The sequence below is a fragment of the Cerasibacillus sp. genome, assembly GCF_036516575.1.
GTDB lineage: Bacteria > Bacillota > Bacilli > Bacillales > Amphibacillaceae > Cerasibacillus.
The window spans coordinates 19231-34124 of the sequence record NZ_DATBTY010000026.1 but is presented as its reverse complement, the minus strand read 5'-3'; the positions used below and the strand labels follow the sequence as shown (position 1 = coordinate 34124).

The 14894-nt window shown below is 38.3% G+C and carries 16 protein-coding genes, 1 tRNA gene and 1 riboswitch; of the genes, 8 read left to right on the top strand and 9 right to left on the bottom strand.

Going from position 1 to position 14894, the window contains the following annotated elements:
* Window positions 1-618 precede the first annotated feature (618 nt).
* From VIG73_RS04825 to selD, 3 genes are all read right to left on the bottom strand, one after another.
* Entirely contained in the window at window positions 619-1902 is a 1284-nt protein-coding gene (locus tag VIG73_RS04825) for an MFS transporter (protein WP_331639509.1), read from the bottom strand.
* A gap of 91 nt (window positions 1903-1993) precedes the next feature.
* On the bottom strand, window positions 1994-2155 hold the full coding sequence (locus tag VIG73_RS04820) for a hypothetical protein (protein WP_331639507.1): 162 nt from the start codon (window positions 2153-2155) through the stop codon (window positions 1994-1996).
* A 527-nt stretch (window positions 2156-2682) separates the two neighbouring features.
* Window positions 2683-3729, bottom strand: coding sequence for a selenide, water dikinase SelD (selD, locus tag VIG73_RS04815; protein ID WP_331639505.1), 1047 nt, complete (start codon window positions 3727-3729; stop codon window positions 2683-2685).
* 102 nt (window positions 3730-3831) lie between these two features.
* Here selD and selA point away from each other — a divergent pair, with 102 nt between their 5' ends.
* Window positions 3832-5238, top strand: coding sequence for an L-seryl-tRNA(Sec) selenium transferase (selA, locus tag VIG73_RS04810; RefSeq protein WP_331639503.1), 1407 nt, complete (start codon window positions 3832-3834; stop codon window positions 5236-5238).
* Window positions 5239-5250: 12 nt separating this feature from the next.
* On the opposite strand, the gene VIG73_RS04805 is transcribed toward selA, so the two are convergent.
* Window positions 5251-5347: transfer RNA gene (locus VIG73_RS04805), tRNA-Sec, on the bottom strand.
* Window positions 5348-5408: 61 nt separating this feature from the next.
* On the opposite strand from VIG73_RS04805, the gene selB reads away from it, so the two are divergent.
* Entirely contained in the window at window positions 5409-7289 is a 1881-nt protein-coding gene (gene selB / locus VIG73_RS04800) for a selenocysteine-specific translation elongation factor (RefSeq protein ID WP_331639501.1), read from the top strand.
* Window positions 7290-7464: 175 nt separating this feature from the next.
* Here selB and VIG73_RS04795 read toward each other — a convergent pair whose 3' ends face one another.
* Window positions 7465-7707 (bottom strand): type II toxin-antitoxin system PemK/MazF family toxin, encoded by a 243-nt coding sequence (locus tag VIG73_RS04795; protein WP_331639499.1) that lies wholly within the window; start codon window positions 7705-7707, stop codon window positions 7465-7467.
* On the bottom strand, window positions 7704-7952 hold the full coding sequence (locus VIG73_RS04790) for an AbrB/MazE/SpoVT family DNA-binding domain-containing protein (RefSeq protein ID WP_331639497.1): 249 nt from the start codon (window positions 7950-7952) through the stop codon (window positions 7704-7706). Before VIG73_RS04790 ends, VIG73_RS04795 begins: the two co-directional genes overlap by 4 nt.
* A 197-nt stretch (window positions 7953-8149) precedes the next feature.
* On the opposite strand from VIG73_RS04790, the gene VIG73_RS04785 reads away from it, so the two are divergent.
* The 4 genes from VIG73_RS04785 to VIG73_RS04770 all read left to right on the top strand — a co-directional run bounded on the left by VIG73_RS04785 (window position 8150) and on the right by VIG73_RS04770 (window position 11559).
* Window positions 8150-8767, top strand: coding sequence for a YitT family protein (locus VIG73_RS04785; protein ID WP_331639495.1), 618 nt, complete (start codon window positions 8150-8152; stop codon window positions 8765-8767).
* 242 nt (window positions 8768-9009) lie between these two features.
* A complete protein-coding gene (locus VIG73_RS04780; RefSeq protein ID WP_331639493.1) occupies window positions 9010-9981 on the top strand; it encodes a sulfonate ABC transporter substrate-binding protein in 972 nt (323 codons plus the stop codon).
* Between the two features lie 12 nt (window positions 9982-9993).
* Window positions 9994-10758, top strand: coding sequence for an aliphatic sulfonate ABC transporter permease SsuC (gene ssuC / locus VIG73_RS04775; RefSeq protein ID WP_331639491.1), 765 nt, complete (start codon window positions 9994-9996; stop codon window positions 10756-10758).
* Between the two features lie 18 nt (window positions 10759-10776).
* On the top strand, window positions 10777-11559 hold the full coding sequence (locus VIG73_RS04770) for an ATP-binding cassette domain-containing protein (protein ID WP_331639488.1): 783 nt from the start codon (window positions 10777-10779) through the stop codon (window positions 11557-11559).
* Between the two features lie 95 nt (window positions 11560-11654).
* On the opposite strand, the gene VIG73_RS04765 is transcribed toward VIG73_RS04770, so the two are convergent.
* From VIG73_RS04765 to VIG73_RS04755, 3 genes are all read right to left on the bottom strand, one after another.
* Window positions 11655-12500, bottom strand: a complete 846-nt coding sequence (locus VIG73_RS04765) for an MBL fold metallo-hydrolase (RefSeq protein ID WP_331639537.1) — start codon at window positions 12498-12500, stop codon at window positions 11655-11657.
* A gap of 407 nt (window positions 12501-12907) precedes the next feature.
* Window positions 12908-13444, bottom strand: a complete 537-nt coding sequence (locus VIG73_RS04760) for a CueP family metal-binding protein (RefSeq protein ID WP_331639486.1) — start codon at window positions 13442-13444, stop codon at window positions 12908-12910.
* Between the two features lie 68 nt (window positions 13445-13512).
* A complete protein-coding gene (locus VIG73_RS04755) occupies window positions 13513-13833 on the bottom strand; it encodes a hemerythrin domain-containing protein (protein WP_331639535.1) in 321 nt (106 codons plus the stop codon).
* A 267-nt stretch (window positions 13834-14100) separates the two neighbouring features.
* Here VIG73_RS04755 and VIG73_RS04750 point away from each other — a divergent pair, with 267 nt between their 5' ends.
* The gene (locus VIG73_RS04750; protein ID WP_331639484.1) at window positions 14101-14322 is read left to right on the top strand and encodes a transcriptional regulator; all 222 of its coding nucleotides are present in this window, start codon (window positions 14101-14103) and stop codon (window positions 14320-14322) included.
* The gene (locus VIG73_RS04745; RefSeq protein ID WP_331639482.1) at window positions 14323-14652 is read left to right on the top strand and encodes a YolD-like family protein; all 330 of its coding nucleotides are present in this window, start codon (window positions 14323-14325) and stop codon (window positions 14650-14652) included.
* A 55-nt stretch (window positions 14653-14707) separates the two neighbouring features.
* Window positions 14708-14795, top strand: a riboswitch (cyclic di-GMP riboswitch).
* Window positions 14796-14894: the final 99 nt, after the last annotated feature.

The window sequence follows — 14894 nt, the reverse complement described above, 5'->3', positions numbered from 1 at the left end:
TTATTATAACTGTTATAAAGGTATATGGATCAATGACTTTGGGGAAATATTCAAAAATGGCGCCTTTTGATTTGTTCGTTTATATCGTGTCTTTTTTCTATAGTATCGCATTGAATCCGTCAATGGTATGTAAGTCTGCGTTGGTTGCTCAAGTTACCTCACATTGAAGTCGCCAATGGTATGTAAGTCTGTGTTGATTTCTCGGGTTACCTCACATTGGAGCCGTCAATGGTATGTAAGTCGGTCTGGGATTCTTGGGTTACCTCGCATTGAAGCCGTCAATGGCATGTAAGTCTGTGTTGGTTTCTCGGGTTACCTCACATTGAAGTCGCCAATGGTATGTAAGTCGGTCTGGGATTCTCGAGTTACCTCGCATTGGAGCCGTCAATAGCATGTAAGTCTGTGTTGGTTTCTTGAGTTACCTCGCATTGAAGTCTTCAATGGCATGTAAGTCTGTGTTGGTCTCTCGAATTACCTCACATTGGATCCGAAAACGCTAGGTAACTCAAATGACCCCGTCACTTTAACACTGGTAAAAAGAGAGGCTGGCGCACGCATAAGGAAAAAACTATAAAACATGCTTATTTCTAGGTTATGTCCGACTCTCTTCATTAGTTGTTAACTATCTACATGTCGTTTATCTTTCATTCGCTCCCAAATAATAATAGCAATTAATAAAATCGATAAATACGTACCGAGAAAGCCGAGCATGGCATAACTAGAGTATGCTACGATAACACCTGATAGAAGACTACCGGCGGTTCCACCTAAGGCGACCCAAACATCGACAGAACCTTGTGTTTGGGCGCGAATCTGCATATTTGTTGAATCAACGATAATGGCTGTTCCACTAATAAGTCCGAAGTTCCAACCAATACCTAGTAAAATTAAGGCAAAAGCCATCCAAAAGAGGGATTCACCAGGTGCAAAAGCAGCCATTAATCCAGAAATGGCAAGTGTTATACCGGATGCAAAGACCATCACATGGCGTCCAAGTTTATCGACTAACCGACCGGTCAAAACAGAAGGTAAGTACATGGCGGCGATATGTAGACCGATGACAATACCAACTGCTGTTAAACCTGTTCCATGATCTTGCATATGGATGGGGGTCATTGTCATAATCGCAACCATAACGACATGTGACAAAACGAGTACGAGTGCACCGACAACAATGCCAACACGATTACTCTTGGCTTCGCTCAATTCGTCAGTTTCTTGTCCCATGTTATGTGCTTGTTTTTCTCGTTCTTCAGCAATGGCTTTCGCAACTAAAAATGGATCAGGGCGTAAGTAGATAAATAATGTTAGCCCTGCAAGAATATAAGCTACCGCTGCTAATATAAACGGTCCAGCTAGTGGGGGGATGTTCATTAATGATGCAACCTTTCCCATCGGTGTGACCATGTTTGGACCGGCTACTGCTCCGAGCGTTGTTGAAACCATAGCAATACTAACTGCTGTGGCACGTTGTTTTTCATTTGCTAAATCTGCTCCGGCGTATCGTGCTTGTAAATTCGTCGACGTACCGGCTCCGTAGATAAATAATGCAAAAAAGAGCAGCCAAATATTGTTTATAACAGCTGCTATGATGACACCAATCGCTCCAACTCCACCTGTAATAAAGCCTAAAGATAACCCTTGTCTCCGTCCGAAACGCTGTGATAGTCGACCGACTAGAAAAGCAGATAAAGCAGATCCGAGTGTAAATAATGCAGCTGGAAGTCCGGCGTAACTCGTTGTCCCGAGCATATCTTGAGCAATTAATGCTCCGACGGTAATTCCAGCAGCAAGTCCTGCCCCGCCGAAAATTTGTGACATGACAACGACTGTTAGTGTCCGTTTGTATAATTTTTCTTGCATGGCTGTTGAGTGAATATATTTTAGATACATCTCTTGCATACCGCTTCCCCCTAACAATCTTCGTTCTATGCGTTCTACTTATACAAAAAGAGCCACACCAAAAGGAATGGTGCAGCTGTTTCTTGCTTAATTAACGATTGACGAGTCGAAATTCGCCAAAACCGAACATACTTTTTACAAAATCTAATTTAGTATTTTCGAAATATACGGCTTGACCTTTATCAACAACAAATTTTATGCCATCAATTTCTGTGACTGAATCATTAGGGCTTGTTGACTCTACCAGAGCCAATTGTAGTCTTGGACCACCTCAGCCATAGCCCATATGAATGCGGAGGTAACTTTCCTTCGTTTCTGGTTCAAAGTTTTCTAATTCTTCTTTAATCTGCTTCATTGCAGCATCTGTCACTTTAATCACAGTAAATTCCACCTTTCTATTTTCCTTAATAACATGATTTTTCATATTAAGAGCATCGTATGTTTCAGTGTATGGATGATAGATGTTTCAATTCATCATTAGAAAAAAATCTTGGAAATTAAAATGGCGACTCCTACCAGGAGCCAAACAAGTACCCCAGGTCAAATCGGAGGGAAGCTTTTTTGTGTGGGGTTCTTTTTGCTAATCCCTCATCCTCCATTTAGTTGACAATCTTGTTTTTTATCTTCCACAATCATCACGCTCCTAATATAATCCTATGAACAACAAATAAATAATACATATAGGGCTATGTGTATTATAAGGTGTAAAAAAATAATGGTCAATAAATTACTCCCTCTACATCCGTATCAAACATGATGAAAAGGGTGTAGAGGGAGTGCTTACTTGACGTAAATAGCTTTTTCTTTTTGCTCGATGACTTCTCCAATCACTTTCGCTTCGATGCCATGATTGTTTTTAAGTTGTTGGATATATGGCTGTGCTTCTTCTTTTGGTAAACTGATGAGTAAACCACCAGATGTAATCGCATCACATAAAATAACTTGTTCAATCTCTGCCATGTTTTCAGGGTATTGAACGACATCGATGAGCCAGCGATGATTTTCCCAAGAGCCTCCTGGAATGACGTGTTCTTCAGCGAGTTCTTTCGTCCCAGGTAAGACAGGGATTTCTTCATTTTCAATTACTAAGCTGACATGACTACCTTCAGCCATCTCATAAGCATGTCCGAGTAATCCGAATCCCGTAATATCGGTTACAGCGTGTGGGTGAAAATCTCTTAACGTCTCAGCCGCGTATTTATTTAATGTACACATCACTTCAGTTACGAGTTCAGTTTTCTCGTCAGATAGAACACCGCGTTTAATACCAGTTGTCAGAATTCCTATGCCAATTGGTTTCGTTAATATAAGAACGTCTCCTGGCTTTGCACCACTATTTCTATAAAATTTTTCAGGATGAACGATACCTGTAACAGAGAGACCGAATTTCGGTTCATTATCAATAACAGAGTGTCCACCGACAACTTGTGCGCCAGCTTCTTTCACTTTATCACTAGAACCTTGTAATATTTTAGCTAATATTTCAGGACCGATATCAGGCATTGGATAGGCAACGATATTTAACACCGTCTTCGGTGTACCTCCCATTGCATATACATCACTTAATGAGTTGGCAGCCGCAATTTGCCCGTACTTATAAGGGTCATTTACGACAGGGGTAAAAAAGTCAACCGTCTGAATAAGTGCGATATCATCTGTTAGTTTATACACACTACCGTCATCGGCATGATCTAACCCGACAATGACGTTTGGATCATGATGATTTTGAGGTAAGTAACGCAAAACTTGCGCTAGGTCACTTGGACCGATTTTGCAGCCTCATCCTGCTTTAGTAGATAGTGTCGTTAACTTTACTTGATCGCTCATTTTGATACCCCCCTTTTGTACAATAAAAATATATATGTCATAATAAAAGTATAGTTTGTCTAACAGAAAAAAGCGAATAAACGAATTTGGATGGTGTGCATAATGAATATTCTTCGCCATTTGCCAGCGATTCATGAATTAAAAGCACATTCGCGTTTTACAGAAATGGTTTTAAACATAGACATAGCAGAAGATGTGCTGACGGAATGGCTGGATGAACAAGTAGATCTCATGAGAAATAAAATAAGAAGCAATAAAATAACAGACCAAACATTAAATAGAGAAAAGTTAACTGAGCTTATTTTTGATGCGCTTGAACAGAAGGTACAGGCGTTCAAAAAAAACAATTTACAAAAAGTCGTGAATGCGACAGGTGTTGTTTTACATACAAATTTAGGAAGAGCGCGTTTGAGTAAACGAGCGATTGAGCATATTTCGAATACGGCTTCTTCTTATTCCACTCTCGAATATCAATTATCAACTGGTAAACGTGGTTCAAGGCATGATATCGTTGAAGATTATTTAAAACAAATAACCGGTGCTGAAGCGGCGATGGTCGTGAATAATAACGCGGCAGCTGTTTATTTAGTACTAAAAGCGCTTGCTTGTGATCAAGAGGTTATTGTGTCTCGTGGCGAGCTTGTTGAGATTGGTGGCTCCTTTCGAATCTCGGCAATTATGGAAGAAAGCGGAGCCAAATTAGTAGAAGTAGGAACGACGAATAAAACGTATGCTAGTGACTATGAACGCGCGATTACAGAAGAAACAGCACTACTTATGAAAGTCCATAAGAGTAATTTCTCATTAATTGGTTTTACAAAAGATGTCGATACAACTGAACTTGTAAACATATCAAAAGAGAAAAACATTCCTATATATGAAGATCTCGGTAGTGGCACATTGTTTGATTTTAAAAAACATCAGATTGGCACAGAACCGACTGTGCAAGAAAAGGTCAATTTAGGAATCGACGTGATTTCTTTTAGTGGTGATAAATTACTAGGTGGTCCGCAAGCAGGTGTTATTGTAGGAAAAAAACCTCTGATTGAAAAAATGAAAAAGCATCAACTAGCAAGGGTGTTGCGTGTCGATAAATTTACATTAGCTGGAATAGAAGGCACATTAAAGCCTTATTTAAAAGGACAGGCCGAAAATGAAATTCCAACGGTTCGTGATATATTAGAGACGGATCATTCTGTGTTAGAAAAGGCTCAGACATTTATTGAAAAGGTATCGTCAAGAGAAACAGAATTTACATTTCATATTGAGCGTGATAAGTCCAAAGTAGGCGGTGGGACAATGCCTGATGTGGATATTGATACGTTTGTCGTGAAGGTCAATCATCAGCAATATACAAGTAAGGAACTAGCGGAGAAATTACGATTTAATCGTATCCCCATTATCGTTCGCGTAAAACATGATGATGTTATCTTGGACTTTAGAACGGTACATATGGATGAATTGGATATCGTCATTGAAGCATTTTTACAGATGGAAGAAGAAATATGAGGGGTATTTAATTGGCGGGACCGTGTGGGAATCGAACCCACCGAAGACGACACGCGCCTCCCAATTGGTTTTGAAGACCAAGGAGAACACCAGTACCTCATCCGACCCCGTGAATGAATACTAAATCTATTATACAACTATAATAACTTTTTAAGCAAGAGGTGGGCTTTGTGAGCAATTATTTTACGATAGGCATGGCTGGACATATTGATCATGGGAAGACGGCTTTAACAAAAGCGTTAACAGGTGTCCAGACAGATCGCTTAAAAGAGGAAAAAGAAAGAAACATCTCGATTGAACCTGGTTTTGCGCCCTTTATCCAGGAAGATGAGCTTGAAGTATCGATCATTGATGTTCCCGGCCATGAAGATTTTATTAGACAAATGATTGCCGGTGTCGCTGGCATTGATATGGTCTTACTTGTGATTGCGGCAGATGAAGGTGTGATGCCACAAACAAAAGAGCATTTAGATATTTTAACATTATTAGGTATTGAAAAAGGCTGTATTGTCATTACAAAAGTTGATGTCGTTGAACAAGAATTACTTGATTTAGTCTTAGATGATATAAAAGAACATGTGAAAAATACATTTCTAGAAGATGCATCAATACACTTTGTCGACAGCATATCTATGAAGGGCATTCCGGAATTAAAAGCTGCCTTACGAGAGCAGTTGACAGAAGTTAAAAAAGGGAAAACAAAACCTTCTTTTCGTTTGCCAATCGATCAAGTGTTTACGGTTAAAGGTCAAGGTGTTGTTGTCCGTGGCACAGTTTACGATGGTGAGGTCAGACAGGGTGACAAATTAGTCGTCTTACCGAGTCGTCAAGAAGTACGTGTCCGCCAAATTCAAAGACATCATCAAGAAAAAACAATGGCTTCAAAAGGCCAGCGTACAGCGATTAATCTCGGTGGTGTTTCTTATGAAGACATCGCTAGAGGAGATGTCCTTGTTCGAGATGATTTCTTCTCGGTTTCCGACTGGATTGATATTGTCTTTCATCCATTAAAAGATATTCAGTATAAAATTAAACAACGTCAACTGATTAAATTGCATATTGGAACGGCAGAAGTGATGGGAAAAATTATCTTTTTTGACCGAAATGAAGTCAATGTGAATGAATCTGAAGAAATTCTGTGCCAATTGCAATTGAATGAGCCAGTCGTTGTCACAAGAGGGGATCGCTTTATCATAAGAAGACCAACACCTAAAGAGACAATTGGTGGTGGCTGGGTTATTGAGCCAAACGCAACAAAACATCGCTTCGGAGAAATGACAATCGAGGCGTTAAAACATAAAAAGGAAGGAACAGCTCAGGACAGGGTCTTCTCGCTATTAGAAGAAGAAAAAATGTTAACACGTGATGACATTCTAAAACAAGTTGCTATATCGGAAAAGGAATTTAACGAAGTCGAAGAGCATTTATTGGAAGTGGAAAGTGACCTTTATACGCTATCTTCAACAGTTCAATATATTGTGGAGCAAATAACGACGATTATACAAACATTTCATAAGCAATTTCCGATGCGCATCGGGATGAATAAGGCGGAGATTGTATCTGAATTAAAAGCATATCCGCTTAAGCTCATTGACTTTGTTTTTAATAAGTTAATTGAAGCCGAAATGATTAAAACAATAAATCAATATATTTCATTGTTTCATATGTCTCCGTCACTACCACCTGAATGGGAGAAACGGTTAAAGCAAGTTGAGAAGGAATTGATTGCCCAAGGTGTTGAAGTAAACAGATGGGATGAACTCCTTAACAAACACCATATACCAGCACAGATACAAAAGGAATTTTATCTGTTTCTTACTCAAACAGATCGAGCATATGTGTTTGATGATGAGCGACTTATATCTAAAACAGCGACAGACGAAGCGTTAAGCAAACTAAGTGAACATACGGGTATTCAAAACTTTAACTTGCAAACTGCGAGAGAAGTTTTACCACTCACCCGTAAAAATTTAGTTCCACTACTGGAACTATTCGATACGTTAGGATACACAAAAAGAGTGGGAAATGAAAGAGCGTGGATGAAGAAATAATCATGTGAATAAAATCCATTGGCTTGAGTATGACAAGAGTCAATGGATTGTTGTTTATAAAAGGTTTTTCCTTTTTGATTATTCAATTAAGAACTGGCTTTGGATAATCTCTAAAACTTCTCTCAGAATATCATCTGGAACTTGTTCAATGAATTTGGAATGACGTGCTTTTGTATCAAGTGATTTTATATGTGGGACATAGGATGGACCCAGTTGTTTTTAAGCGTTTATCTAATGGGACGTTGAGTGGGAAGTCATAGGCGGTGTTGGAAATCGGACAGACTAAAGCAAGACTGCTAAGCTGATTGAAAAAGTTATTGCTAACGACAACGGCCGGTCTTCTTCCGCTTTGTTCATAGCCTTTTTGAGGATTAAAGTTTAACATGATAATATCTCCTTGCCTAGCCTTGTAACTCATATTTCTTCCTCTCCTATATCTTCCCCCGTATTGATTTCTTTCATTGCTTCATTTTCTTTCAATTGGCTAAAGTCATAGTTTGCAAACCGTTCCTGTATGGTTAATGGCCGTGACGATTTATCAAGCAAGACACCTTTCTCACATACTTTGAATGATATTTTATCACCCGTATGAAGATTCAACAGTCGTCTAATTTCAATAGGAATGGTAATTTGTCCTTTACTCGTTATTTTTGCTTCATACATTTTTTACCTCCAATCAAAAGTAAATATAGATTAATCCTTACTTTTCCTTATATGCAGTGTATAAAAACAATATTTAATTGTCAATCATTTCTGATTTTCAAAGTTCCAAGTCATGATACGTCATCAGTAAGAATAAGAATAGAGAAGAAGGTTTGTCCGTTCTTTTTGTAACAATCGTCTTTGGAGGAGGCCACCTTATGAATGATTTTCCAAAAAAAAGTACATTTGTTTTCTTAGGTGGAATCATTCAAGGGTTAGCAATGGGATTGTTTTTGTTTCCGCAATCGATTCCATCTGGTGGTGCAGGTGGGGTGGCGATTTTATTAAATCATTTATTTAATATTCCTATGGGGCCTGCTCTATGGATGGCGAATTTCTCGTTGTTATTGTTCGGTATAACATATCTTGGTAAGCGATTTGCTGTCTGGACTGTTTTTGGCATGACGGTTGCATCCCTGTCGATTGATTTCTTTGAAACGTATTTGATTATCCCTGAGAGAAACCTGCTGTTCGATCTTGTGATCGGTTCAGTGATTCTTGGTATAGGAGTAGGATTATTGATGCGTCAAGGTGTTTCTAATGGAGGATTTGGTGTCCTTGCTTATATGTTAGCCTTTAAGCGGAATATCGCCCCGGGAAAGCCACTCTTTTTCTTTAATTGTACGATTTTCTTTATAACTGCAGCCGTGATTAGTTGGGAAATCATTTTCCTTGCTTTGATTAGCCAATGGATCTCAACACGCATTGTTGATATCATTTATAGCTATCAATATTATGAAGTATACACGCTTGATTGGCGTAATAAAAATGGATGATTGATTTAGATGGTGACATAAATTGTTACCGTTCTATTCGCTTTTAAAAAATGCGCCAACCCCCCTTTTTAAAAAACCTCATTTCTTTCTTTTCTCAATTCGACTTGTTGTTAGAATGGATGACATTCTATTGGTGATTACGGAGAAAATTAAATGAATATGGACAGGAACCTACTATTTGTTCATACATAGGCTAATATCAGTATTGTTTCAATTATTGATAAAGGATGGGTAGGAAAAGTATGAGAAAAAAGGTAACCATATTATGTTTCAGCATCTTACTCCTCTTCTTCATGGTCAATTTAACTGCTTGTAGTGATAAGGAAGGCGAAGCAAAATCAACGGATGCATATGAAGAAAAGGTTGTTCGGATTGGCTATCAGAAAAACTGTCCATTTGTTATCTTAAAAGGTTTGGGGACGCTTGAGGAGCGGCTTGCACCTTTAGGATACAAAGTGGAGTGGAAAGAATTTCAATCTGGTCCGGCTTTAATGGAGGCCCTCAATTCGGGTAGCATTGATATCGGTAGAACTGGAAATACACCGGTTATTTTTGCTCAAGTAGCCGAGACTCCTTTTGTCACATTGGCAGCTGGAAAACCAAAATACCATGGGAGCGGTATATTAGTACCGAAAGATTCATCAATTAATTCTCTAGAAGATTTAAAAGGGAAGCGGGTCAGCTTTGCGAAGGGATCAAGTTCACATTATTTAATTGTTAAAGCTTTGGAGAAGGCGGGTTTAGCGTATTCCGATATTTCTTCGTCATTTTTGCAACCAGGAGATGCGCGTGTCGCCTTTGAACAGGGTAATGTTGATGCGATGGTCGTTTGGGATCCATTTACTGCCTCAACAGAACTTCACTCAGATGGTGTCTTGCTCACAGATGGGGAAGGGTTGACAACAGATCGTGACTTTTTTATCGCGACAGAACAATTTGCTAACGCTCATCAAGATATTCCAGACATCGTTATTGAAGAAGTAGCCCATTCATCTGATTGGGCCAATAATAATCATGACGAATTAATTGCGATGCTCGCTCCGATTCTTAATCTTGATGAGGAATCCGTCAAAGTAGCAGTTGAAAGACGTTTGTACGGCATTGATGATATAAGTGAAGACATTATCAATGAACAGCAAGATATTGCTGATTTGTTTTATGATTTGGATATCATCCCTAAAAAAGTTGATGTTAGGGATGTCATGAACAAGTAAGGAGGTTGAACGTTGAAGCAACGACTGAAAAACTTTCCAACTAAAATGGTTCCTTGGCTTGTTCCTCTATGTTTGTTAACTTTTTGGCAATATCTCTCATCAATTGGAGTCATTCCAAAAAGAGTTTTACCAGCACCGATGGAAGTGATTAAGGCTGCAGGTACGCTTTTGTCTACCGGAGAGCTCTTAGAACATCTATCTGTCAGTTTAGGTAGAGCATTACTTGGTTTTTTCATCGGGGGAATGATTGGGTTTTTGTTAGGTATTTTTAATGGGATATCCCGATACTCTGAGCTGCTTTTTGATACGTCTGTACAAATGTTAAGAAACATACCACATCTCGCATTAATTCCACTTGTTATTTTATGGTTTGGAATTGATGAAACATCCAAAGTGTTTCTAGTGGCATTGGGAGTATTATTTCCGGTTTATATAAACACGTATCATGGCATAAAATCGATAGACAAAGGGCTCATTGAGATGGGGAAAGCATATGGTCTTAAAGGTAGGACGTTGTTTTTTACGGTCATTTTCCCTGGAGCTATGTCCTCCATTCTTGTAGGTATTCGATTTTCATTAGGGGTTATGTGGTTAACCTTAATTGTAGCAGAAACCATTTCTACCCATTCAGGTATAGGTTATATGGCCATGAATGCGAGGGAGTTTATGCAAATGGATGTCATTGTTTTAAGTATTGTCCTTTATGCATTACTCGGTAAACTGTCTGATGTCATTGCCAAGTATTTTGAAGGGAAATTACTAAAATGGGATACCTAATGAAAGTGGGGGAAATCAATGACGATTGCTAGAGATCAAGCCGTTCATATTCAACTGACGGGTATTCAAAAATCATTTTCAGAGTTGGAAGTGTTAAAAGATATTAATCTTGAAATTCAAGAAGGGGAGTTTATCGCGATTGTTGGTAAGAGTGGCTGTGGTAAAAGTACGTTGCTCCGCTTATTAGCGGGATTAGAAGGCCCTAGCAGTGGCGCGATTGTAATTAATGGTAGCCCGTTACAACATCTAAATACGAATGCCCGGTTAATGTTTCAAGATGGCCGGCTGCTTCCGTGGCAACGAGTCATTGATAATGTACGGGTTGGCATTTCAAATAAACAAAAGGAAAAAGCAATTGAAGCTTTACGCAATGTAGGGCTTGAAGATAGAGCGAATGATTGGCCAAGAACACTGTCTGGAGGTCAACAACAGCGAGTCGCTTTAGCAAGGGCATTAGTAAATGATCCGAAATTATTATTACTGGATGAGCCTTTAGGCGCACTTGACGCATTTACACGAATAGAAATGCAACAGTTAATTGAGTCGCTTTGGCACCAGAAAAAATTTACAGCGATTCTCGTCACACATGATGTGGAAGAAGCCGTAGCTATTGCAGATCGGGTCATTCTTATTGAGAATGGGTTCATTAGTTTGGATAGGCATATTGATTTACCAAGACCCCGTCAACGAACCCAAACTGAATTTATGTTGTATGTAGAGGAGATTATGGATAAAATTTTGAACGACAAAAAGTCTAATGTTTTTCTTTTGAAACAACGAACACTCACAGCTAGTATGTAAATGATTTTTCACGATGTCACGATAAAAGAACCTGTGTGATGAGATTTTCACACGCAGGCTCTTTTTTAGACTGAATCCACATTTTCAAAACATTGTTAGTTCAAATATTTCCCATACTCAGGTATGGCCATTTCCCTGAAATGAAGCACGAGTTTTGCCAAATCTGTCGTTAGTTCCTCCCCGCTGATTGGAAGACCATGCCCTGTTACAGCTATTTGTGGATTTAAAGCTTCTAATTTTTTGACAGAATCCCAAGCCTGTTGCCAGTCTGATGTTAAATATCTTGGTGGTCCATTGATTTCCTTCTGTTGGATAAGCACATTAAATAGTGCGTCTTGTCTGACGGTTACAAATGCATCGCCAACGATTAAGAGACCATCGTTTTCCCTAAAGAGGGAAATATGGCCAGGGGAGTGACCAGGCGTATGAATCCAGTGGAAATCGGGCATATACGGTATTTGACCATCCGCTGGAAGGGGGTGTACATGATTGCCTAATTGAATCGGCTCAATCGGAAACATGGGCGACATTTTTGCAATGAGTCCGCCTTCTACTGTCGCATCTGGTTCAGGATAGCTTTCTTTACCAGTTAAGAATGGTAATTCTAATGGATGTGCATAGACAGGAATATTCCAATGGTTTACTAACTCAATAATCGCACCGACATGATCAAAATGACCATGTGTTAAAATAATTGCCTTTGGTTTCTTGTTTTCTCCAAAACGTTCCTGAATTACAGATATGATTTTTTGAGCTGAATGGGGCATACCGGCATCTATTAAGACAAAATCATCTTTTTGAGGATGACCATATAAGAAGATATTTACAATTTGAATGGTGTGTTGGTATAAATCAGGCAATACCTCTATTCCTGTCCCGCTTCTAATTGAGAGTGCGGGTATATATTTATAATCACCACCATAGTTCATTTCGATATCCATTTGTAACACCGTCTTTCTAATTGATTTATCACTTAGTCTTTGTTGTTTTAAAAATAATAATCCGAGCAGTCTTAACTTTCGCATTAACGGTACAGAAATGTGCCTTTCAGATGTGGGATATGGTACTGAAATATTTAAACGATGTTTTTGGGGGGAGGATTTGACGATTAGACTCAATCATGGGAAATCTTAAGTCATTCAATTGAGGTATCGTTACTCGCCTTATATGACGTCGAGTCATTTCTAACAGCTTTGTAATCAATTAGAATTGTACAACATCATATATTATTCATCTTTTTATTAAGCAAAATACGGAGAAACTGAAACGTATCTCTCCGCATTTGCTAATTCTAGTGGACTTTTCGGCTACTCCGACAAGATGGTTGAACACATACAAATAAGTGAATCTACGATAGTTGCATCGTTGTAATACATGTTCCGTCGCTTTCAAAAGTGGAAATTTCCGATTCAACTTCTTTTCCTTCATGTGTTATTTTGACACGAAATGTTTGATCGCGTGGTAGCCATAAATCAATAAATCCATTTTCTAGGGATTGCATCGTTTCGTCAATGACTACTTTGCCATCTAAATCTTCAATATAAACATCAAATGTTTGTTCAACCATTTCTCCTTGACAGCCCGTTAAACTATGATTTGTACATGGATGTGTTTCATTAATAAAAGGCGCAATGGAAACAAAAAATTCATCTTTAGGTAAATCAAGAATGGTTTCCTCCTGATCACCGTCAGTAATGATTAAGTGTTTTGATGTAATTGAAGCGGATTCATCATTTGCTTTTCCAATACTATAGTCATGTACTAATTGCTTAATATCCTCGGCTTCTTGGCTTTCATTACTGTTTTCTTCATTCGTACTTGCGTTATTACACGCAACTAATATGAAGGAAGCTACAATTGCGATTATAATTATTCTTAATTTCATTGGTCGTCTCTCCATTTCATTATTTAATTGATGATAAGCTCTCGCGGGTTTCCTTTTCTTAACATTCATTATTCATGTAAATAGGGAGCCATTTTTTGTAAAACATGTTCTGGCAGGGCTTTTTCAATCATTGGGAAAATGATGCGTTCTTCTTTACGCACATGTTTCTCAAGTAGGAATGCTAATTCATGCATCAATGCGATATCAATATTTTCTGATGTACTGATTTTATCTATTAATGCACGTATATTGACATGTTCTAACAACATGTCAATAATTTCTTGTTGATCGATATTGGTGTGCTGTGCATACGTTGGAAGTAAAATTTCTTCTTCTCGGAAATGTTCTCGTCCACCCTGCTCCCAAAATTCTTTGAGCTCGTGTTTTATTTCTATTTTTGTTAGATTACCTTTATCTGTTCCAGCGTTTTAACTTCAATGCCATATGTAGTGCGACTATATGGTGGCGTGATAAGGGTTTTAATGTTTCGTGACATTTAATTCCTCGTTTTTTTGCGTGTCAATGCAATTACCCCTAAACCTTTTTTATTTTGATTTTATACGAAAAATAGACTTTTGTCATGATTTTTTAATATCTTATACTACTTGAATAACAAACATATGTTCGATAAAATGGTATCTAGGGAGGGAACGTACGTGCGAAAAGAAGTGATGAAGTGTATGATTTATCATCAGTTGGCGGATATATTGTATTTATCGGATCAAGGGATCCCGACAAAGCGTCGCATCAAATTCCTTCAAATTAAAGGAGATTGTGTTCAAGCTTATTGCTATTTAAGAAACGCAACGCGACTGTTCAAAATGAAAAATATATTAGCACTTATACCTGTTTACGATACGAGAAGGGAAGTTGTGTAAATGAATGAGCATATCAAAGATCGTGGCACAAAAAAGTGGACCTCCATCATGTTACCAGAGCATGTTAAGGCATTAAAGCAATTGTTAGCTGATGAAAAGAAAGAGCAGAAACCATTATTAGATGAACAACATTTAATAGAAATGAATCGAAAATTAACAGAGGCATTATCTTCTGGGGCAGATGTTAAGATGATTGTCTATAGTCAATTTATGAAGAAGAAGGTAATCGGAAAAATAACGGCGGTTCAAGCGGGATATGTTTATCTTCATCATCGGGAAGAATCATTAAAGTTTGCTTTAGATTGCATTTTAGATGTTGAAATAATATGATTGGCATATTTATGTAAGACAGGATAGAATAGGTCTTATGAACTACATGCCATTCATTTGAAAAGGGCAAACTATTCGAAAGGATAGGACGCAAAGTTATGGGTCTAATGTACAACTCGTACAATGATTGCCAGACTACCAAACTTTTTGGTGTTTTTGGCTATGTCACGATAAGGTGAGGTAGTCTTTTTTTTATGGAGGTGCGATGGGAGAAAAGTAACAAAAAGCAATCATAGCTGACC

Bases quoted from the DNA above. Each gene is read 5' to 3' on its own strand.
- selA (WP_331639503.1), top strand. From the start codon at position 3,832: ATGAATATTCTTCGCCATTTGCCAGCGATTCATGAATTAAAAGCACAT.
- VIG73_RS04760 (WP_331639486.1), bottom strand. From the start codon at position 13,444: ATGAAATTAAGAATAATTATAATCGCAATTGTAGCTTCCTTCATATTA.
- VIG73_RS04765 (WP_331639537.1), bottom strand. From the start codon at position 12,500: ATGGATATCGAAATGAACTATGGTGGTGATTATAAATATATACCCGCA.
- VIG73_RS04745 (WP_331639482.1), top strand. From the start codon at position 14,323: ATGAATGAGCATATCAAAGATCGTGGCACAAAAAAGTGGACCTCCATC.
- VIG73_RS04785 (WP_331639495.1), top strand. From the start codon at position 8,150: ATGAATGATTTTCCAAAAAAAAGTACATTTGTTTTCTTAGGTGGAATC.
- VIG73_RS04780 (WP_331639493.1), top strand. From the start codon at position 9,010: ATGAGAAAAAAGGTAACCATATTATGTTTCAGCATCTTACTCCTCTTC.
- VIG73_RS04790 (WP_331639497.1), bottom strand. From the start codon at position 7,952: ATGTATGAAGCAAAAATAACGAGTAAAGGACAAATTACCATTCCTATT.
- VIG73_RS04825 (WP_331639509.1), bottom strand. From the start codon at position 1,902: ATGCAAGAGATGTATCTAAAATATATTCACTCAACAGCCATGCAAGAA.
- VIG73_RS04795 (WP_331639499.1), bottom strand. From the start codon at position 7,707: ATGAGTTACAAGGCTAGGCAAGGAGATATTATCATGTTAAACTTTAAT.
- VIG73_RS04770 (WP_331639488.1), top strand. From the start codon at position 10,777: ATGACGATTGCTAGAGATCAAGCCGTTCATATTCAACTGACGGGTATT.